Origin of the sequence: Bacillus sp. MD-5, assembly GCF_002201875.1 — a bacterium.
Classification (GTDB): Bacteria; Bacillota; Bacilli; order Bacillales; family Bacillaceae; genus Bacillus; species Bacillus stercoris.
On record NZ_CP021911.1, the window covers coordinates 1685927 to 1710045 of the forward strand.

Consider the following 24119-nt stretch of genomic DNA (forward strand, 5'->3'; position numbering starts at 1 on the left):
ACGTCTTAAAGGCATGAAGCGGCAGTTGAAAAGTCCGCTTTCAGAAGGGCAAAAAGGGCTGTGGATGCTTCAAAAAATGTCTCCTGGGATGAGTGCATATAATATTCCTTTATGCTTTCGTTTCAGCAAGCCAATACATGCACAAACGTTTAAGAAGGCCCTTCTGTTTGTACAGAGACAATATCCTGTCTTAGCCAGTGTGATTCAAGAAGAGGATGGCATTCCATTTCAAACGGTTCAGTTATCAGAGAATCTTTATTTTGTGGAAGAGGATATATCAGCAATGAAATCAGCAGATATCTTGCCTTTTCTAAAAGAAAAAGCAAAAGAACCTTTCCATTTGGAAGCTGATCCGTTAATGCGCACACATCTTTTTCATCGATCGAAAGAAGAATGCATTGTTCTTATAACGATTCACCATATCATATTCGATGGTGTGTCGATGCTGACATTGATGGCGGCGCTATTTGAAGCGTATCAACAATTGCTGAATGGGATTGAGCCCGCGCAGCAGCCAATAACAGCTGATTATTACGATTTTGTCGCTTGGGAAAACCGGATGCTGACTGGCAGAGAAGGGGAAGAGCATCTCGCTTACTGGAAAGAACAGTTGTCTGGGAGTCTGCCAGTTCTTGATCTGCCAGCTGACCGTCCGCGATCTTCAGCACGAAAATTCAAGGGGCAAGCTTATAAAAGCTTGCTCCCACATCACCTGAGAAATCAAATTAAATCGTTTGCCCGCACTTATCATGTGAATGAATCTGTTGTGTTTCTCGCCATTTACAAAGTACTGCTGCATCATTATACAAAACAAAAGGATCTCATTGTCGGCGTTCCGACAATGGGTCGGCATGAAGATAGCTTTGAAACCCTAATCGGTTATTTTATCAATATGATGGCTGTTCGGAGCAAGAATATCGGAACTCAGCCATTAACAGCATTTATTCGGGAACTGCAGCTGACAATGGCTGACGGTCTGGATCATGCGGCGTATCCGTTCCCTGCATTGGTAAGAGAGCTGAATGTAGACCGATCGTCCGCGGATTCTCCGGTTTTTCAAACAGCCTTTCTGTACCAAAACTTTTTTCAGGCAACAGGCTTGCAAAAAGTGCTCGAGCCGTATCAAACGCTTGGCATCGAATATATTGAAGACATTCGGCAAGAGGGTGAATTTGAGCTGGCACTCGAAATATATGAGCAAGAAAATGAAACAGTGCTTCATCTTTTGTTTAACCCTGATTTGTATGATGTGTCCTCCATTGAAAGCATGATGGAGAACTATATGAAGCTTGCGCAGCACATGATGGAGGACCCGTCTTTGCCGCTTGAAGCCTACTCTATGCAATTAAATCAAGAACAAACTAGTTTGCTGGAACAATGGAATGCGACAGGGACAAACATCGCAAATGACAAGTGTATACATGAAGTGTTTGAGGAAAAAGCGAAACAAACCCCAGATGCGGTTGCTGTGATGTTTGAAGACAGATCACTTACATACAAAGAAGTAGATGAAAAAAGCACATCTGTGGCAGTCTACCTTCAACATCAGGGGGTTGGACCAGAACAGCCAGTTGGCATTTGTGCAGAGCGTTCGTTTGATATGATCATCGGAATTTTAGGAATACTGAAAGCCGGAGGAGCATATGTGCCGTTAGATCCAAGCTTCCCGCAAGAACGATTAGAGTACATGCTCAAAGACAGTCAGGCATCCGTTGTCCTCACCCAATCTAACGTTCATGATAGAATCAGCGGATTAACGGGGAGCCAAGTGAAAGCAATCAATATCGAGTTAGCTTGTCGAAACGGTTATCCTGATCAGCAAAGCAACGGCTTAAAACGGCAAGTAAAGCCAAAGCACCTCGCTTATATCATTTATACATCAGGAAGCACCGGACAGCCTAAAGGGGTTATGGTAGAGCATCGGAGCATTATGAATACCCTGAATTTTCTTGAATCTCATTATCCTGTTATGGCTGAGGATGCCTATTTACTGAAGACGAACTATGTGTTTGATGTATCGATCTCAGAATTATTCGGATGGTTTATTGGAGACGGCCGTCTTGTGATTCTTCCGCCTAATGGGGAGAAATCACCGCAGCTTTGTATGGATTACATTGAAACATATAAAGTGACTCACGTTAATTTTGTGCCGGCCATGCTGCATGTTTTTTTAGAAATGGCGAAAGACAACAAACGATTTACAGAGGATGGACCACTGAAGTATATGATGGTTGCAGGTGAAGCCTTCCCTAAAGAATTAGTGAAAAAGGCGGTATCGCTCTTTACAAACTGCCGTGTTGAAAATATATACGGACCGACGGAAGCCTCCATTTACGCTGCCTATTTCGGGTGCGGAGAAGGAGATATTGCAAGTCACCATACACCGATTGGAAAGCCTGTCTCCAACACGAAAATTTATATTGTGGATGAGCATTTGAAGCCTGTGCCAATCGGAAAGCCTGGAGAGCTTTGCATCGCTGGAGCCGGCTTGGCAAGAGGCTACTATAATAAGCAGGGGCTTACGGCTGAAAAATTTATTGACAATCCCTTTGAACCAGGGACGAAGCTATATAAATCGGGTGATTTAGCAAGATGGCTTCCTGATGGCAACATAGAATACTTGGGACGGATGGACAGCCAAGTGAAAATACGCGGTTTTCGCGTCGAGCTGGGCGCAATAGAAACAAAGCTGAGTGAATACCCGGGCATTTTAGATCAGGCTGTAGTGGTAAAGCAGCTGGAGGGCCATCAACAGCTCGCTGCTTATTATACAGAGGAAAGCGGACATTCCCCTGCCGATCCGAAAGATTTGCGCTGCCATTTAAAGTCCAGTCTGCCGGAATATATGATACCCTCACACTTTATCCGCTTGGATGAGCTTCCATTATCGCCCAGCGGAAAAGTGAACCGTAAAGAACTGGAAAAACGTGAGATTGTTTTCAATAGAAGGGAACCAAATCACTTGCAGGCAACGGAAATAGAAGATCAGGTGCTACACATTTGGGAGGAAACTCTCCAGGTCAGCGGATTTGGGCCGGAAGACGGATTTTTCGATGCGGGCGGCGATTCGCTTCTGGCTGTAGCTGTGGCTGAACGAATCAAAAAAGAATTCGATTGTGAGTTTAGTGTTACTGAGCTGTTTGAGTATTCCACGATCCGTGCAATCAGTGAATACATTTTGGAGATGAAAAACTCAGATCCAGCCGTGACGCAAAATGAAGATGATCATGATGACAAAAAAGATGGAAAATACCCGCAACAGACGATTCCCCCTTATTTTGACGACAGTGTTGCGATTGTGGGGATATCGTGCCAGTTCCCAGGCGCGAAAAATCATCATGACTTCTGGAACCACATCAAAGAAGGCAAAGAAAGCATACGATTTTTTTCTGAAGAAGAACTACGCGCAAATGGAGTTCCCGAAGAATTGATACAGCACCCTGACTATGTGCCAGTGCAATCTGTGATCGAAGGGAAAGACTTATTCGATCCCGGTTTCTTTCAAATCTCGCCAAAAGATGCTGAGTATATGGATCCTCAGCTCCGCCTCTTATTGCTGCACTCCTGGAAAGCGATTGAAGATGCAGGATATGTGGCTAAGGAGATTCCGGCAACAAGTGTATATATGTCTGCAAGCAGCAATTCATATAGAACGTTATTGCCGAAGGAAACAACAGAAGGACATGAATCACCTGATGGCTATGTTTCATGGGTGTTAGCCCAAAGCGGAACCATTCCGACAATGATTTCGCATAAGCTCGGATTAAAAGGGCCAAGCTACTTTGTTCATTCTAACTGCTCCTCATCACTAGTTGGTTTATATCAAGCATACAAAAGCCTGACATCAGGCGAATCAGAATATGCGCTTGTCGGAGGCGCAACATTGCACGCACAATCAGCGATCGGCTATGTGCACCAAAACGGGTTGAATTTTTCAAGCGACGGGCATGTAAAGGCGTTCGATGCTTCGGCGGATGGAATGGCTGGGGGCGAAGGTGTAGCGGTCATCCTGCTGAAAAAAGCTGTGGATGCCGTAAAAGACGGAGACCATATTTATGCCATTATGCGCGGAATAGGCATCAATAATGATGGGGCAGAAAAAGCCGGCTTCTATGCGCCAAGTGTAAAAGGCCAAACAGAGGTGATACAGCATGTATTGGATACAACCAAGATCCATCCTGAAACGGTCAGTTATATTGAAGCGCACGGGACGGGAACGAAATTAGGCGATCCTATTGAAATGTCTGCGCTAAATAAAGTGTACAAGCAATACACCGACAAAACACAATTTTGCGGAATTGGTTCAGTGAAAACGAATATCGGCCATTTGGATACAGCTGCGGGGTTAGCTGGATGCATTAAAGTTGCGATGAGCTTATACCATAATGAACTTGCACCGACCATCAACTGCACGGAGCCAAATCCGAATATAAAGTTTGAAAGCTCTCCTTTTTATGTTGTCCGGGAACGAAAATCGTTAGAGAAACACGCAGGTGTCCATCGGGCGGCTCTGAGCTCATTCGGGCTAGGCGGAACTAACGCTCATGCTATATTTGAGCAATATGAAAACAATACTGATGCAGGTACCGAAAACGAAGGCAATCAGCCTTACATCATTCCGATATCAGCAAAAAATAGAGAACGGCTCCAAGCATACGCGAAGGAAATGTTGTCTTATATCAGTCAAGACGAGAAAAGGAATTTCTCTTTAAAAGATATTGCCTATACCTTTCAGGTCGGCCGTGAAGCAATGGATAGCAGGATCGTTTTTATGGCGAATGATCCGGAACAATGGAAACAGCAGCTGGAAGCTTTTGTGAATGGGGAGACGCTTCCAGAGGGTTGTATCCAAGGAGAAAGAACGAAAATGACATCCACTGAACAGCTGCTTGGAAGTGCTGAGGCAGAAGATATGGCTTCATCACGGATATCAAAGGAAGAAGTGAGAAAGCTTGCCGAGATGTGGGCAAAAGGCTTTCACGTTGAATGGCGCAGGCTCTATCCTGATGTAAAGCCGCGCCGCATCAGCTTGCCGACATACCCTTTTGCCGAAGAACGATACTGGCCTGAAAGCAATACCATCACAGCAATTGAACCGGCGCGTTTGCATCCTTTAGTGCACCATAATACATCGGTTCTGTCAGAGCAGCGTTTCAGCTCCATTTTCACAGGACAAGAGTATTTTATTGCCGAGCATATCATTAAAGGCATGGCCATTTTGCCGGCGGCAGTCACGCTTGAAATGGCAAGAGCCGCTATAGAACAAGGAATTGGCGGATTGGAGGATCATAATACTGGAATCAGGCTGAAAAATGTCGTATGGATTCGTCCGGTTGTAGCAGGAAGTGAGCCGGTTCAGGTAAATATTGGACTTTACGATGAAGATGGCGGTCAAATCGCTTATCGGATGTATGGTGAGACGGAATCCGCTGATGCAGAACCAGTTGTATATAACCAAGGTACAGCGGAATTGATTCAGTTAAAGCAAGAAAAAGCACTGGATCTTTCTGAGATCAAGAAACAATGTGATCAAAGCAGAATGGATGCTGTCTCGTTTTATGAAAGCATGATCGGCGCCGATTACGGTCCGGGTTACAAGAGCGTAGAGGCCGTATATAAAGGCGACGGACAGCTGCTTGCCAAATTATCACTGCCGGAATCTGTCACACATACGTTGGACGATTATGTTCTTCATCCAAGTGTATTGGACGGAGCGTTACAGGCGGCTGAATATTTGCAAAATGTCGTCAGAGCGGAACTTTCAGACACGGAAGACTTTAAGGCAGCACTGCCATTTGCCTTAGAGGAACTTGAGGTCTTTCGTCAGTGCGTTTCTGACATGTGGGTTTATGTTCAATTCAACTCGAAAAACAAACCAGGAGATGCGATACAGAAAGTCGATATTCATCTATGCGATGAGCATGGCATGATTTGCGTGCGGCTGAAAGGATTTTCGGCGAGAGTGATGGAAGCAGATGTACAAACCGAACCATCAAACACCAACAGCGAAACTTTATTGCTTGAGCCCGTTTGGCAGGAACAAAAGGCAGCCGACGGCTTAGCTGCAAAAAAATATGCAGAGCATCTCGTATTTCTATGTGAATATGATCATGAGACGAGAAAACAAATTGAAGCAGCCATCGGGGATGTCCGTGTATACAGCCTGGAAGCAAGGCCTTCTTCAGTGGAGGGGCGTTTCCATTCTTATACAGAACAAGTGTTTAAAAAGGTACAAGAGATCATTCGTACGAAACCGAAAGACGGCATTCTCATTCAGATCGTAACCTCTGCAGAGGGAGAACAGCAATTGTTTTCAGGATTGACAGGACTGCTGAAAACAGCTTGTCAGGAAAATGCCAAACTAACCGGCCAAATGATTGAAGTCAGCAGTGAAGAAAGCGGAGAAAGCATTGCCAGCAAACTATTAGAAAATCAATTGAGCAAAGATTCATATGTCAAATATCAAAACGGGACACGGTATATTGCTGACTGGCGCGAAGTCAAACAGGCAAAAGGAGACGTCAGCAAACCGTGGAAAGACAATGGCGTTTATCTCGTTACAGGAGGCGCCGGCGGACTAGGCCATATTTTTGCAAAGGAAATCGCGGAACAAACGAAGAATGCGACAATCATTCTGACGGGCCGTTCCTCTCTTAGCGAAAGCAAAAGCAAAAAGCTGAAAGAGCTTCATAGCAAGGGGGCTGAGGTTACCTATCGGCAAACGGATGTTACCAATAAAATTGAAGTCTATCAGCTCATTGACGACATTCAAAAAAAATATGGCCGCCTGAATGGTATTCTTCACAGCGCGGGAATCATCAAGGACAGCTACATGGTCAATAAACAGGCAGAAGATCTGCATGATGTACTGGCGCCTAAAGTAAAAGGGCTTGTTTATCTAGACGAGGCAAGCAAGGATTTGCCTTTGGATTTCTTTATTCTCTTTTCATCTCTTTCAGGAAGTTTAGGAAGCATCGGTCAGTCTGACTATGCGGCAGCCAATGTATTTATGGATATGTATGCGGGCTATCGAAATAGGCTTGCCGACCTCAGCCAGCGGCATGGGAAGACGCTTTCTGTAAACTGGCCTTTATGGAGAGATGGAGGCATGCAGGTCGAACAAGAAACTGAGAAAAGGCTTGTACAAGTAGCCGGTATTGTTCCTATGAGGGCAGAAAAGGGAATTCAGGCATTATATCAAGCGCTTCATTCAGAGGCAAACCAAGTAATGGTGATCGAGGGCGATGGGCAGAAAATAAAACAAAACATGCTGGCAAAAACCGCCTCAGCACCTATGGAAAAGAAGGAAGCAAAAGACATGACTGAACAAGTAAATAGCATTGATACAGACAGTTTGCTGGATAAAGTAAAGGCGATGTTAAAGCGAGAGGTTGCCAAGCTGTTAAAGGTTAAGCTTGAAACGATTGATGATCATGCCGAGATGACGGTGTATGGTTTTGATTCAATCTCAATGACTGAATTCACCAACCATATCAATCGCGCCTATAAGTTAGAACTAACGCCAACCGTATTTTTTGACCATCCGACGATACATGCGTTTGGCAAGCATTTGTCAGAAGAATATCAATCGGTATTTGCGAAGACATTTGCTGTACGTGCTGCATCGGCTCAGATTCAGCCAGCCGTGAAACAGGAACAAGCCGTTCTCGCCAAAGCTAAAAGACGCCGAAAGCAGCAAGTCATGCAGCCAAACGCCATACAGAGTGATACTGGGCCTGAGCCAATTGCCATCGTAGGCATAAGCGGGATTTTCCCTATGGCGAAAGATATTGAGGCATACTGGAACATCTTAAAAGAGGGCAAAGACTGCATGACGGAAATTCCGAAAGATCGCTGGGATTGGCGTGAATATGAAGGTGATCCGGCGAAGGAAGTCAATAAAACGAACGTAAAATGGGGCGGTTTTATTGACGGAATAGCAGATTTTGATCCATTATTCTTTGGCATTTCTCCGCGTGAAGCTGAACAAATGGAACCTCAGCAGCGCTTACTGCTGACTTATGCCTGGAAAGCGATCGAAGATGCAGGATATTCGGCGAAAAGGTTGTCAGGCACAAAGACCGGCGTTTTCATCGGAACAGGAAATACAGGATACAGCTCTCTTCTATCTAAAGCGAACTCGGCAATAGAAGGATCAGCGGCAGCCAATACAAGCCCTTCAGTCGGTCCAAACCGGGTCAGTTATTTCCTTAATCTGCACGGACCGAGCGAACCGATTGATACAGCGTGCTCAAGTTCACTAGTGGCGATCCACCATGCCATCTCTTCCATTGAGGAAGGCACTTGTGACATGGCGTTAGCCGGCGGTGTAAATACGATTATCCTTCCTGAGGTGTATATCAGCTTTGATAAGGCAGGTGCGCTGAGCAAAGAAGGAAAATGCAAGACGTTTTCAAATCAAGCCGATGGTTTTGCGCATGGGGAAGGTGCCGGCATACTGTTCCTGAAAAAATTAAAAGCGGCTGAAGAAGCGGGAGACCATATTTACGGAGTCATCAAAGGCAGTGCAATCAATCACGGCGGACGTGCAGCCTCTTTAACGACTCCTAATCCGAAGGCGCAGGCAGATGTTATTCAGTCGGCATATCAAAAAGCGGGAATCGATCCGAAAACCGTGACCTACATTGAAGCCCACGGAACCGGAACGGAGCTTGGCGACCCGGTTGAAATTAACGGTTTAAAATCAGCTTTTAAAGCATTGGGGATAAATGAAGGAGACACATCAGCCAATCCTTACTGCGGATTAGGATCTGTAAAGACAAACATCGGCCACTTATCGCTGGCAGCTGGTGCGGCAGGAGTTATTAAAATATTGTTGCAGCTTAAGCATAAAACCTTAGTGAAAAGTCTGCATTGCGAAACCGTAAATCCGTACATTCAGCTAAAAAACAGTCCGTTCTATATCGTACGGGAAACGGGAGAATGGAAAGCGCTGAAAAATGAACGGGGAGAAGCACTTCCTCGCCGGGCGGGTGTCAGTTCATTTGGAATTGGCGGCGTAAACGCCCACGTGGTTATTGAGGAATATATTCCAGAAGCAGCTGATGAGAATATACCATCTATCACGCCGGAACATCCGGGTATCTTCGTTTTATCTGCTAAAAATGAAGCGCGGTTAAAAGAACACGCACAGCAGCTGGCAGATGCGCTTGATAAGAAAGCATACAGAGACGCTAATCTCACCCGGATCGCTTATACACTGCAAGCCGGACGGGACGCGATGGAGGAACGTCTTGGGATCATTTCTGGTTCCGTTGAGGATTTGCGGCAAAAATTAAAAGACTTCGCAGCAGGCAAAAACGATGTGGAGGATGTATTTAGAGGCAGGATTGATAAAGGCACACTGCAAATGCTGACAGAGGACGAAGAAATTCAAGAAGCCGTCAAGAAATGGATGGAACGGGGAAAGTATGCAAAATTGCTTGAATTATGGGTAAAGGGACTTGATGTAGACTGGACGAACATGTATGGCGAGACTGTGCCTAAGCGCATGAGCTTGCCGACGTATCCGTTCGCAAAAGACCGTTATTGGATCTCTGATCATATTGAAGATAGCGGCAGCACGAATGTAAATAAAGCAGCCTCCAGCGTTGGCGGAGCTGTGCTACATCCATTGATGCATCAAAACACATCGCACCTCTCAGAACAAAGGTTTAGCTCTATCTATACGGGAGAAGAGTTTTTCCTTGCTGATCATGTTGTGAAAGGCCAACGGATCTTGCCGGGAGTGGCTCATCTTGAATTGGCGCGGGCAGCTGTTGAGCAGGCCGCAGAGGTACAAGGTGTTCCGTGCACCATAAAGCTAAAGAACGCGGTGTGGGTGCGGCCAATTGTCGTAGAAGACCAGCCGATGCAAGTACACATCAGGCTTTCACCAGAGGAAAGTGGTGAAATTTCTTATGAAATCTATGGTCATTCAGACGTTGCAGGTGAACAGTCAATCGTCTTCAGTCAAGGCAGCGCGGTATTGAACCCTGCTGGAAATCTGCCGGCGGTTGATTTGCCATCCCTGCTGGAGCAGTGTAAGGAAAGCCATTTCAGCGTAAACGAAGTATACGACACATATCGAATGATTGGCTTTGAATATGGTCCTGCTTATCGCGGAGTGAAAAAAATCTATACAGCTGAACAATTTGTTTTGGCAAAATTGTCATTGCATCCGTCAGCTGCAGATACGCTCAGCCAATACAACATGCACCCGGGGCTGATGGATTCTGCTTTGCAGGCGTCAAGCATTTTGACAGGCGCCGGGGATAACCAGCTGACACTGCCTTTTGCGGTCCAGGAGCTTGAAGTCTTCGGAGCATGTTCGTCGGAAATGTGGGTATACGCAAGATACAGCCAAGGCAGCAAGGCAACTGATAAGGTGCAAAAACGGGATATTGATATTTTAGATGTGAACGGCAATGTTTGTGTTCGGATGAAAGGATTGTCATTCAGGGCAGCGGAAGGCGGCTTTGGATCGGCGGAACCTGATCAAACGCTGGAAACCCTGATGTTTGAAGAACAATGGGTGCCTAAGGCTTGTGTAAAAGAAAGTCCTGAGCCTCAATACGAACGGCACATTGTCATGCTTTGCGACATGAATGGCCTCTCAAAAGATAGCATTGAATCAAGAATGACAGGGGCGGAATGCATCGCTTTGGAGTCATTCCGCGAAGGACTTGCAGAGAGGTTCCAAGATTATGCCGAACAAGCGCTTGAGACAATACAGGGTCTTCTCAAAAACAAGCCGCAGGGCAATGTCCTGATCCAGCTTCTTACCTCAGCACAAAAAAAGCAGTACTCATTCTCAGGGCTATCGGCGCTCCTTAAAACAGCCGGTCAGGAGAACAAAAAACTAATCGGCCAGACGATTGAAATCGATTCACTTGAAAATATTGAAAGTGTGATAGAAAAACTGAAAGAGAATAAAAGACACATAGAAGATCAGCGTATCAAATATGAAAAAGGCAAACGGTACATCAATGATTTGCGTGAATTGCCAATGGCTGATCGGGAAATAAGCCTGCCGTGGAGAGATAAAGGCGTATACCTCATCACGGGCGGCGCGGGAGGACTTGGGTTTATTTTTGCAAAAGAGATTGCTCGTCAATCTGAACAGCCTGTGCTCATTCTGACAGGCAGATCTGCGTTGAATGCGGATCAGCAGGCGGAGCTTAACGAACTTCAGCAATTAGGGGCTCGCGCAGAATACAGGCAGGTAGACGTGACACAAACGGAAGCAGCCTCAGAGCTTATCACAAGCATTACCTCTGATTTCGGAGACTTGAATGGCGTCATTCACAGCGCAGGGCTGATTAAAGATAACTATCTGATGAGCAAAACCAATGAAGAGCTGACACAAGTTTTTGCTCCTAAGGTAAAAGGGCTTGTGAATGTGGATGAGGCAACTGAGCACCTTGCGTTAGATTTCTTTATCCTCTTCTCTTCAATATCAAGTGTTGCCGGCAGCGCGGGACAGGCGGATTACGCAATGGCTAACGCATTTATGGACAGGTATGCTGCTTATCGAAATGCGCTTGTAACCGCCATGTACAGGCACGGGCAAACGTTGTCGATCAATTGGCCGCTCTGGAAAGAAGGCGGCATGCGCGCGAATAAAGAAATTGAAAACATGACGTTGAAAAACACAGGTGTGACGCCAATGCGGACTAAGACTGGCATTCAAGCACTGTATAAAGCTTTGGCATTTGGCAAGGATCAAGTCATCGTCATGGAAGGAATCAAAGACATGATGAGGGAAAAGCTGGCTCAAAAGCCGTCTTCTGATGAAGTGCCACTGAAAACAGTACAAGTACCGGTGACAGCTGGAAAAAGAATGGATCAAGGGAATATGTTTGACCACATTCAAGAAGCTTTAAAGCAAGCAATCTCTCAATTGCTCAAAATCAAACCTGAAGAGATTGACCCGGACATGGAGTTTAATCAATATGGATTTGATTCGATTACCTTAACTGAATTCGCGAATACACTGAATGAGAAGTACAAGCTGGATCTCACGCCGACGATCTTCTTTGAGCACGCAACGGTTAATGCATTTGCAGGGTATCTGTCAGAAGAATATCCAAATGCTTTTGCAGCTCAAACACCTGCCAAAGCTGAGGTGCGGATGCAGCCTGTCGAACAGAATATAAAAAATATGACGTTTTTGACTGAAAACCGCTTTGCAAAACGCTCGGTAACACCAAAGCAAAAGGAAGCTGATCATAAGCCTGAGCCTATTGCGATTGTGGGGATGAGCGGCGTTTTCCCAAAGGCAAAGGACGTCGAGGAATATTGGGAGAACCTGTCATCAGGCACAGATTGTATTACAGAGGTTCCAAAAGACCGCTGGGATTGGCAGGAGTATTACGGAGACCCTCTGAAAGAAGCGAATAAAACAAACGTCAAATGGGGCGGTTTTATTGATGAAGTAGCTGACTTTGATCCATTGTTCTTCGGCATATCTCCATTGGAGGCTGAGCAGATGGAGCCCCAGCAGCGTTTGTTAATGACTTATGCGTGGAAGGCGGTAGAAGAAGCGGGACACTCAGCGAGAAGCCTGGCAGGAACCAAAACGGGCATCTTCATTGGGACAGGAAACACAGGGTACAGTTCGCTTCTCTCTAATGTAGACATTGAAGGCTCAGCGGCTGCGAATATGAGTCCTTCTGCCGGGCCGAATAGAGTCAGTTATTTCCTGAACATTCATGGACCGAGTGAACCGATCGACACTGCGTGCTCAAGCTCTTTAGTCGCCATTCATCATGCGGTCTGCGCCATTGAAAATGGAAACTGTGACATGGCGATTGCGGGAGGAGTCAACACGGTCGTAACTCCGCAAGGTCATATCGCTTATGATAAGGCCGGAGCGCTGAGCAAAGAAGGAAGATGCAAAACATTTTCTGACAAAGCCGATGGCTTCGCAGTCAGTGAAGGTGCCGGCATTCTCTTCCTGAAAAAGCTGACAGCGGCTGAACGGGACGGTGATCATATTTACGGTGTCATTAAAGGAAGTGCGGTAAACCACGGAGGCCGCGCAAATTCTCTAACGACTCCTAATCCGAAAGCCCAGGCGGATGTCGTAAAAACAGCATATGAAAAAGCGGGAATTGATCCAAGAACCGTAACTTATATTGAAGCGCATGGGACTGGAACAGAACTGGGTGATCCAGTAGAAATCAACGGCTTAAAAGCGGCATTTAAAGAGCTGTATAAAAAAACGGGGGACCCGGCTGTTCATGGCAGCCATTGCGGACTTGGCTCTGCGAAAACAAACATCGGTCACTTATCGCTGGCGGCCGGTGTGGCGGGTGTCATTAAAGTGTTATTGCAGCTTAAGCATAAAACGCTTGTCAAAAGTCTGTATAGTGAAACCATTAATCCGTATATCAGACTGGATGACAGCCCGTTTTACATTGTGCAGGAATCGAGAGAATGGCAGGCGCTTCGTGATGAAGCCGGCCGAGAGCTGCCGCGCCGCGCAGGTATCAGTTCATTTGGGATAGGCGGCGTCAATGCCCACGTGGTCATTGAGGAGTATATTCCGAAAGAAACAACCCATCCTGCACAAGCACCAGCTGTGACAGCACAGCACCCGGGCATCTTTATTTTGTCGGCAAAGGATGAAGACCGTCTGAAAGACCAAGCCCGGCAATTAGCAGACTTTATCAGCAAGCAATCTATCACGGCTCATGACCTCACTGATATTGCTTATACACTCCAAGAGGGTCGTGATGCAATGGAGGAGAGATTAGGGATCATCGCTGTCTCGACTGGGGACTTGCTGGAAAAATTGAACCTCTTTATAGAAGGGGGCACCTACGCGAAGTACATGTATAGAGGCAGAGCAGAAAAAGGCATCGTACAAACATTGAGATCAGATGATGAAGTACAGAAAACGCTCGAAAATAGCTGGGAGCCTCACATATATGAAAAACTGGTTGATTTATGGGTGAAAGGCATGGAAATAGGCTGGAGTAAACTGTATGACGGCAAACAGCCGAAACGCATAAGCCTCCCTACCTATCCATTTGCGAAAGAACGCTACTGGATAACGGATACGAAAGAGGAAGCAACTGCTCATCAAACAGTTCTAAAAACTGTCGAACCAGCAGCTTTGCACCCATTGGTCCAACTCAACACTTCAGATTTATCAGAGCAGCGTTTCAGCTCCACCTTTACAGGCGCTGAGTTCTTTTTCGCCGATCATAGGGTGAAGGGAAAACCGGTTATGCCGGGGGTGGCATACCTTGAGATGGTACATGCTGCCGTTACAAGAGCAGTGAGAGGAACCGAAGATCAACAATCTGTTATTCACATCAAAAATGTTGTGTGGGTGCAGCCGATTGTGGCGGACGGCCAGCCTGTTCAAGTGGATATCAGTCTACATCCCCAGCAGGACGGTGAGATTGCTTTTGCCATCTATACAGAGGCAGAGGATGCACACAATAATCGAAAGATACATTGTCAAGGCAGTGCTTCAATCCGCGGGGCAGAAGACCTGCCAGTCCAAGATATCAGCGTGCTTCGAGACCAGTGCAGTTTAAGCACACTCTCACACGACCAATGTTATGAATTGTTTAAGGCGATCGGCATTGACTACGGCCCTGGTTTTCAAGGGATAGATCGGCTTTACATCGGCCGCAATCAAGCTTTGGCAGAGCTTTCCCCGCCTGCTGGTGTAACTCACACAATGAATGAATTCGTTCTGCATCCAAGTATGGCGGACTCTGCTTTACAAGCGTCGATCGGGCTGAAGCTGAATTCCGGTGACGAGCAGCTTTCTCTGCCTTTTGCGCTGCAAGAGCTAGAAATATTCAGCCCGTGTACAAATAAAATGTGGGTATCTGTGACATCTCGCCCAAATGAGGACAAAATACAGAGACTGGATATTGATTTGTGTGATGAACAAGGCCGAGTGTGTGTAAGAATCAAGGGGATTTCATCAAGGGTGCTGGAAGAAGGTATACAACCGCCAGACGAGCCGACATCACTAAACTCCAAAGCAACTCTTGACGGAGCGCTTCTTATGGCGCCGATATGGGATCAAGTGCAGCTGGAGAAGAAGATCATTTCACCTGCTGATGAGCGTGTTGTCATCCTCGGAGGGGATGACAACAGCAGAAAAGCTGTTCAAAGGCAGTTCCCGTTGTCCAAGGAGCTGAACATTGAGCCGAACGCATCAATTCAGAGAATTGCAGATGAGCTTGAAGCACTTGGATCGTTTGAGCATATTGTGTGGATGTCTCCATCTCGTGTGCCAGATTGCGAAGTCGGCGATGAAATGATTGGAGCCCAAGATCAAGGCGTCATTCAATTGTATAGGCTCATTAAGGCAATGCTTTCTTTAGGCTATGCACGGAAGGAGATCAGCTGGACGGTCGTGACGGTGAACACACAATATGTTGATCAGCAAGATATTGTCAACCCGGTCGATGCCGGGGTGCACGGCCTGATTGGTTCAATGGCAAAAGAATATCCAAATTGGCAGACAAAGCTGATCGATGTTAAAGAATACGAAGACTTGCCGCTATCTCAACTCCTTTCCTTGCCTTTTGATCAAGAAGGGAATACGTGGGCCTATCGAGACAGGATTTGGCATAAGCTTCGTCTGATTCCAGTACACAACAATCAACCGGTGCACACGAAGTATAAGCACGGAGGCGTTTATGTTGTCATAGGCGGAGCTGGCGGTATTGGTGAGGCCTGGAGTGAATATATGATCAGAACATATCAGGCGCAGATCGTTTGGATTGGCAGAAGGAAAAAGGATGCAGCCATCCAAAGCAAGCTGGACAGACTTGCGCGTCTAGGGCCAGCCCCATATTACATTCAAGCTGATGCGGCTAACCGAGAGGAATTAGAACGCGCTTATGAAACAATGAAACAAACGCATCGTGAAATCAACGGCATCATTCATTCTGCGATTGTCTTACAGGACCGAAGCCTGATGAATATGAGTGAAGAATGTTTCAGAAACGTTCTTGCTGCAAAGGTTGATGTAAGCGTGCGAATGGCACAAGTTTTCCGGTATGAACCACTGGATTTTGTTTTGTTTTTCTCTTCCGTCCAATCGTTTGCGAGAGCTTCGGGACAAAGCAATTACGCTGCGGGCTGCAGTTTTAAGGATGCTTTTGCACAGCGGCTATCTCACATATGGCCTTGTACAGTGGCCGTGATGAATTGGAGTTATTGGGGGAGCATTGGTGTTGTTTCATCACCGGATTACCAGAAGAGAATGGCTCAGGCAGGCATTGGCTCTATTGAAGCCCCTGAAGCAATGGAAGCTTTGGAATTGCTGCTCGGGGGACCGCTGAAGCAGCTAGTGATGATGAAAATGGCAAACAAAACGAATGATGAATCGGAACATTCAGAAGAAACAATTGAAGTGTACCCGGAAACTCACGGCTCCGCCATTCAAAAGCTGCGAAGCTATCACCCGGGTGACAGCACAAAGATTCAACAACTGTTATAGGAGGGGAAGCGCCAATGCTGAATACAGAAGACATTCTCTGTAAAATGCTTTTTGCACAATTGCAGTCCATAGGTTTTTTCACTGAAAGTAAATCTCAGCCGGTATTGGAGAATTTCTATGGCAGATGGTTCGAAGAAAGCCAATCCATTTTAGAACGGCAGCAATACCTGAAGCGAACGGAGAACGGATATATTCCCACATGCTCAATGGAGAATATAGATGAACTATGGAAGGAATGGAATCAACAAAAATCAAACCTGCTTCAAGATGATAATATGAAAGCCATGGTGACATTGGTGGAGACAGCACTTAAAGCCTTGCCGGAGATTTTGACCGGCAAGTCGTCTGCCACCGATATCCTGTTTCCGGATTCATCTATGGATTTAGTAGAAGGGGTCTATAAAAACAATCAAGTCGCAGACTATTTTAATGAGGTGCTGGCGGATACGTTAACAGCCTATCTGCAGGAACGCCTGAAGCAAGAACCTGGGGCGAAGATTCGAATATTAGAAATCGGTGCCGGAACCGGCGGGACAAGCGCGGCAGTTTTTCAAAAATTGAAAGCCTGGCAGACACATATAAAAGAATATTGTTATACAGATCTGTCTAAAGCTTTTTTAATGCACGCAGAAAATAAGTATGGCCCGGACAATCCTTATTTGACATATAAACGATTTAATGTCGAGGAGCCGGCGGCTGAACAGCATATTGACGCGGGAGGCTACGACGCAGTTATCGCGGCAAATGTGCTTCATGCCACAAAAAATATCCGGCAGACATTGCGAAATGCAAAAGCAGTTTTGAAAAAGAACGGGCTGCTCCTTTTAAATGAAATAAGTAATCATAATATATATTCGCATTTGACGTTTGGCCTTTTAGAGGGCTGGTGGCTGTATGAGGACCCTGATCTCCGCATACCGGGCTGCCCGGGTTTGTATCCAGACACTTGGAAAATGGTGCTTGAGAGTGAGGGATTTCGCTATGTTTCCTTTATGGCTGAACAATCTCATCAGCTCGGCCAGCAGATCATTGCCGCTGAAAGTAACGGAGTCGTCCGGCAAAAGAAGAGAACGGAGACGGGGGCAGATCAAAGCCATATACAAATAAATGCTGAAAAAGCTCATTCACAGAAAAGCAATTCTCTCATCGAACAAACGACTCAATTTGTAAAGCATACCTTGGCAAAATCGATCAAACTATCACCAGAACGTATTCATGAAGATACGACATTCGAGAAGTATGGAATTGATTCGATTTTGCAGGTGAATTTCATCCGTGAATTAGAAAAGGTGACGGGGGAGCTTCCAAAAACCATTTTATTTGAACATAACAATACAAAAGAACTCGTCGATTATTTGGTAAAAGGGCATGAAAATAAGCTCCGCACAGCATTGTTAAAGGAAAAAACGCAGCCTGCAAAAAATGAAGCTCCTCTTCAAACAGAGCGTAAAGCCCCTAATCAGCCATTTGCTCTTAATACACGCCGCTTTGTTTTAGAGCAGCAAGTCACTGAAACTCAGCTGGCAAATACCGAACCGTCAAAAAAAGAAAAGACAAGTAATTTGCAAGGAACACCTTTAAATGATCCTCGTACAGAAGATATCGCAATAATCGGGGTAAGCGGGCGCTATCCGATGTCTAACAGTTTAGAAGAGCTTTGGGGGCATTTAATCGCTGGAGACAATTGTATAACAGAGGCACCGGAATCCAGATGGCGCACATCTTTATTGAAAACATTATCAAAGGATCCAAAAAAGCCGTCGAATAAGAAACGCTATGGCGGATTTTTACAAGATATAGAGGCATTTGACCATCAGCTTTTTGAGGTGGAGCAAAACCGGGTGATGGAAATGACACCGGAACTCCGTTTATGTTTAGAAACCGTCTGGGAAACGTTTGAGGACGGCGGCTATACGCGAACCCGGCTGGATAAATTGCGGGATGATGACGGAGTAGGTGTTTTTATAGGGAATATGTATAACCAGTATTTTTGGAATATCCCATCTTTAGAGCAGGCAGTCCTCAGCTCAAATGGGGGAGACTGGCACATTGCAAATCGGGTTTCCCACTTTTTTAACCTGACCGGACCGAGTATCGCGGTCAGCTCAGCATGCTCCAGTTCATTAAACGCCATACATCTTGCATGTGAAAGCCTAAAATTGAAAAGCTGCTCAATGGCGATTGCTGGAGGTGTCAATTTAACACTCGATCTCTCTAAATATGATTCTTTGGAGCGTGCCAATCTGCTGGGGAGCGGCAATCAAAGCAAAAGTTTTGGCACAGGAAACGGGCTTATTCCCGGGGAAGGCGTCGGTGCTGTCCTGTTAAAACCGCTATCGAAGGCAATTGAGGATCAGGATCATATTTACGCTGTGATCAAAAGCAGTTTTGCCAACCATAGCGGCGGAAGACAGATGTATACAGCTCCGGACCCGAAGCAGCAAGCGAAATTAATTGCCAAATCAATTCAGCAGTCCGGCATTGATCCAGAGACTATCGGCTATATTGAATCGGCGGCAAATGGCTCGGCACTTGGCGATCCTATTGAAGTAATTGCCTTAACAAACGCGTTTCAGCAATATACAAACAAGAAACAGTTTTGTGCGATAGGCTCTGTCAAATCCAATCTGGGGCATTTAGAGGCGGCTTCAGGCATTTCTCAGCTGACAAAAGTGCTGCTGCAGATGAAGAATGGGACACTGGTGCCGACAATTAACGCGACGCCTGTCAATCCAAATATTAAGCTGGAAAACACGGCTTTCTATCTTCAGAAACAAACAGAGCCATGGCCTCGTTTGAATGATCCTGACACTGGAAAGCAGTTGCCGCGCAGAAGCATGATCAATTCCTTCGGGGCGGGGGGTGCCTATGCTAATCTCATTATAGAAGAATATATAGAGACGGCCTCTGAGAAAAAACATCTCGCTTCCCGCCAGCAGGAATTCACTGCCGTTTTTTCAGCCAAAACCAAATGGAGCCTGCTTAGCTACCTTGAAAACATGGAATTGTTTTTAGGGAAGGAAGCGTCTATGGATATTGAACCCGTTGTCCAGGCTTTACACCGGATCAACCACAATTTAGAGCATAGGGCTGCATTTACAGTGACATCGACTCAGGAGCTGTCCGAAAAACTAAGGATGTTCCGAACATCAGAAAAAAGCTCACTCCAGCAAGGCATTTATACATCGTTCGATTTACAGCCATGTGCCGAATCAGCAACTAATGATAGAGAAATAAGCGCAGCAGAGCAGTGGGTACAAGGGGGATCGATTGCTTTTCAAGAAGCTACAGGAACAGGCTGGGTTCATCTGCCTCACTATGCCTTTGACCATAATACATCATTTCATTTCGATGTAACGCCGATCAATGAGAATTCGCCAGCTGTTGAAGGCGATATCCATCAGCCGGTCATACAGGATCAATTCACTTATGATGAGCCTTATGTTCAAGGACATATCTTCAACAATGAACGGGTGCTTGTCGGTGCCACTTATGGCAGTCTGGCCATTGAAGCGTTTTTTAACTTGTTCCCTGAGGAAAACAGCGGCCGTATCATCAAATTGAGCTATATCAATCCAATTGTCATCAAACAAGGCGAGACCATTGAACTGCAGGCAAAGCCGCTGCAAAAAGATCATGTCATAGAACTGCAAATCATGTATCGTGAGCCGGCTTCTCGTTCGTGGAAGCCTGCCGCAATCGGACAATGCGAAATCGGTTCTTTTAAGCCGAAAAAAGTAAATATCGAGAACGTTAAGCATTCATTAACCAAGCTTCATCACATTGATCGGATGTATAAAACCGAAAACGGCCCTGAATGGGGGGCGTTATTTAAGACAATTACTCATCTCTACAGAGATCACAAGTCTATACTGGCAAAAATTCGCCTGCCTCAAAACGGGCTGGCAAACGATCATCACTACACTGTAAGCCCATTGGTGACAAACAGCGCCTACTTGGCCATCCTCAGCTTCTTAGAGCAGTTTGACATGACGGGAGGGTACCTGCCATTTGGAATCAATGATATCCAGTTTACAAAGCAAACGATAAAAGAGGATTGCTGGCTTTTAATTACAATGGTGAAAAATACAGGTGACATGCTTCTGTTTGATGTAGATGTGATCAATGAGTCGTCAGAAACAGTCCTCCACTATTCAGGCTACTCGTTGAAGCAGCTTCGTATTTCGAATCAAGGAGGAATTGAAAATACGGCCATCAAGGACAGCAATCTGAAAGAACGTATCAGAAGCTATGTAATAGATAAACTGTCAGTCAACATGGCCGATCCATCAAAATTGTCTCTTGCAAAAGCGCATATCATGGATTTTGGAATCGATTCTTCTCAGTTGGTTGCACTGACAAGGGAGATGGAGTCAGAGACAAAGATCGAATTAAATCCGACACTGTTTTTTGAATATCCGACTGTTGATGAGCTGACCGAATTTTTTGAAGCCAAACATGAAACATCATTTGTGCGGCTGTTTGGCCAAACTGATCAGCAGCAGAAACGCCCAGCTCAATCCGAAATCAAAATGAAACAGATTCCGGCTTTTGAGATGAAGACAGATAAAGCAACCAACAACGCGGCTGACGGGATAGCCATTATCGGCATGTCGGGACAGTTTCCGAAAGCAAACAGCGTAACGGAATTTTGGAATAACATGATTCAAGGAAAGAACTGTGTCTCTGAAGTGCCGAAAGAACGCTGGGACTGGAGAAAATATGCCTCAGCCGATAAGGAAGGGCAATCAAGCCTTCAATGGGGCGGTTTTATAGAAGGAATAGGTGAGTTTGATCCCCTGTTTTTTGGCATATCGCCTAAAGAAGCGGCGAATATGGATCCACAGGAGTTTCTGCTCTTGATACATGCATGGAAGGCGATGGAAGACGCAGGCTTAACCGGACAGGCCTTATCAAGCCGCCCGACAGGAGTATTTGTCGCAGCCGGCAATACGGATACAGCTGTGATTCCTTCCTTAATTCCAAACCGTATATCCTATGCGCTTGATGTAAAAGGGCCAAGTGAATATTATGAAGCTGCCTGTTCCTCAGCTCTAGTGGCTTTGCACAGAGCTATACAATCCATTCGAAACGGCGAATGTGAGCAAGCCATTGTCGGGGCTGTGAATTTGCTGCTTTCACCAAAAGGCTTTATTGGCTTCGACTCAATGGGCTATTTGAGTAAGAAAGGACAGGCCAAATCCTTTCAAGCAGATGCAAATGGCTTTGTCAGAAGTGAAGGAGCAGGAGTTCTCATTATTAAACCTTTGCAAAAAGCCATTGATGATTCTGATCATATTTATTCGGTTATTAAAGGTTCAGGTGTATCGCATGGCGGCAGGGGAATGTCACTTCATGCACCAAATCCGGCCGGTATGAAGGATGCAATGAAGAAGGCTTATCAAGGAGCACAAATTGATCCCAAAACGGTGACCTATATAGAAGCGCATGGGATCGCCTCTCCATTGGCAGACGCGATAGAATTGGAGGCGTTAAAGTCAGGATCCAGTCAGATGGAACTTCAGGAAGTACAGGAGGAAGCGCCATGTTATATCAGCAGCTTAAAGCCGAGCATCGGACACGGTGAACTCGTCTCCGGCATGGCTGCTATTATGAAGGTCAGCATGGCGATGAAGCATCAAACAATACCAGGCATATCCGGATTTTCATCTTTGAATGACCAGGTGTCAATAAAGGGCACCCGCTTCCGAGTGACTGCCGAGAACCAGCCATGGGGAGATTTTCATGACGATGCAGGCAACAAAATTCCTCGCAGAGCGAGTATCAACAGCTATAGCTTTGGAGGCGTAAATGCGCACGTCATTTTAGAAGAATATATTCCTTTACCAAAACCACCGGTTAGTATGAATGAGCATGATTCCCACATTGTGGTTCTTTCCGCAAAGAATCAGGACAGGCTAAAAGCAATTGTTCAACAGCAGCTTGACTATGTGAATAAACAACAAGAACTGTCATTACAAGATTATGCTTATACACTCCAAACCGGCCGAGAGGAGATGGGGGACCGCCTGGCACTGGTTGTCCGCAATAAAGAAGAACTGGTAAACGGCCTGCAAGCCTGCTTGGCTGAGAAAAAAGGCGATAAGCCGAAAAACACTGTACCTGTCTTTAGCGGAAATGAAGAAAATGGCACGTCAGATATCGAAACATTGCTTGATGGACCATTAAGAGAAATGGTGATCGAGTCTTTGTTGTCCGGAAACAACCTTGAAAAGATCGCGTTTTGCTGGACAAAAGGGGTGCAAATCCCGTGGGAGAAGCTTTATAAAGGAAAAGGTGTCCGCAGAATACCTTTGCCAACCTATCCATTTGAAAAGAGAAGCTGCTGGAAGGGCTTTCAAGCAGTAGAGAATACGCCTTCTGTTTCACAGGATGAGCATATCAACAACAGCGGCGATCCTCACATATTAGCAAATGTATTAGGGATGGCTCCAGATGAACTGCAGCCTCAAAAGCCATTGCAGCAGTACGGGTTTGATTCGATTTCTTGCATACAGTTATTACAGCAATTGCAATCAAAGGTAAACCCTCACATAGTCTTGACGGAGCTTCAAGCATGTCATACGGTTCAGGACATGACGGACTTGATCGCAAAGAAACAGGAGGATACATCCTTGCAAAATGATCACGCTCGCACGTTTCCGGAATTGATACCGTTAAATGACGGCAAGCGGGGGCGTCCTGTCTTTTGGTTCCATGGCGGAGTAGGAGGGGTTGAAATCTATCAGCAATTTGCACAAAAGAGCCAGCGCCCTTTTTACGGCATTCAGGCCAGAGGATTCATGACTAATTATGCTCCTTTGCATGGAATTGAACAAATCGCTTCCTATTATATAGAGATCATTCGATCCATACAGCCTGAAGGCCCTTATGATGTAGGCGGATATTCATTAGGCGGGATGATTGCATATGAAGTCACACGCCAGCTGCAAAGCCAAGGCCTTTCTGTCAAAAGCATGGTGATGATTGACTCCCCATATCGTTCTGAGACAAAAGAGTATGAGGCATCTATGAAAACGTCAATGCTGCAAACAATTAATACGATGCTGGCATCGATTGCGAAACGGGATAAGCTTACTGATGTCCTCATCAGCCGTGAAGAGGTGGACATAAGCTTAGAGGATGAAGAATTCCTGTCTGTGTTGATTGAACTGGCAAAAGAACGAGGGCTAAACAAACCAGAGAAGCAAATACGTTCACAGGCTCAGCAAATGATGAAAACACAGCGCGCCTATGATTTGGAGACGTATACTGTTAAGCCTCTCCCTGACCCTGAGGCGGTAAAATGTTATTATTTCCGCAACAAAAGCAGGTCTTTCTTTGGTGATTTAGACATTTATTTCACTTTATCAAATGAAAAAGAACCGTTTGATCAAGCTGTCTATTGGGAGGAATGGGAGCGGCAAATTCCCCATTTCCATCTGGTAGATGTCGATTCAAGCAACCACTTCATGATATTAACCGAACCGAAAGCATCAGCAGCCATGTTAGAATTTTGCGAAAAGCTCTATTCAAATAAGGGAGTAGTAAATGCGAATTTCCTTAAGGCTTTCAGGAAAAAACATGAAGCGAAAAAAGAAGATGAATTGGTGAAGCGCTGAGAAACACAAACGCCCCC

At 45.7% G+C, this 24119-nt stretch carries 2 protein-coding genes; both read left to right on the top strand.

All coding sequences use genetic code 11. The annotated features are described in order from the left end of the window. Positions 1 to 13 precede the first annotated feature (13 nt). The gene (locus CDO84_RS08275) at positions 14 to 16480 is read left to right on the top strand and encodes a non-ribosomal peptide synthetase (RefSeq protein WP_082033046.1); all 16467 of its coding nucleotides are present in this window, start codon (positions 14 to 16) and stop codon (positions 16478 to 16480) included. Positions 16481 to 16494: 14 nt separating this feature from the next. Continuing rightward, positions 16495 to 24102, top strand: a complete 7608-nt coding sequence (locus CDO84_RS08280; RefSeq protein WP_040083111.1) for a beta-ketoacyl synthase N-terminal-like domain-containing protein — start codon at positions 16495 to 16497, stop codon at positions 24100 to 24102. Positions 24103 to 24119 lie beyond the last annotated feature (17 nt).

Coding starts and splice junctions, on each gene's coding strand:
- CDO84_RS08275 (WP_082033046.1), top strand. CDS start 14: ATGAAGCGGCAGTTGAAAAGTCCGCTTTCAGAAGGGCAAAAAGGGCTG.
- CDO84_RS08280 (WP_040083111.1), top strand. CDS start 16,495: ATGCTGAATACAGAAGACATTCTCTGTAAAATGCTTTTTGCACAATTG.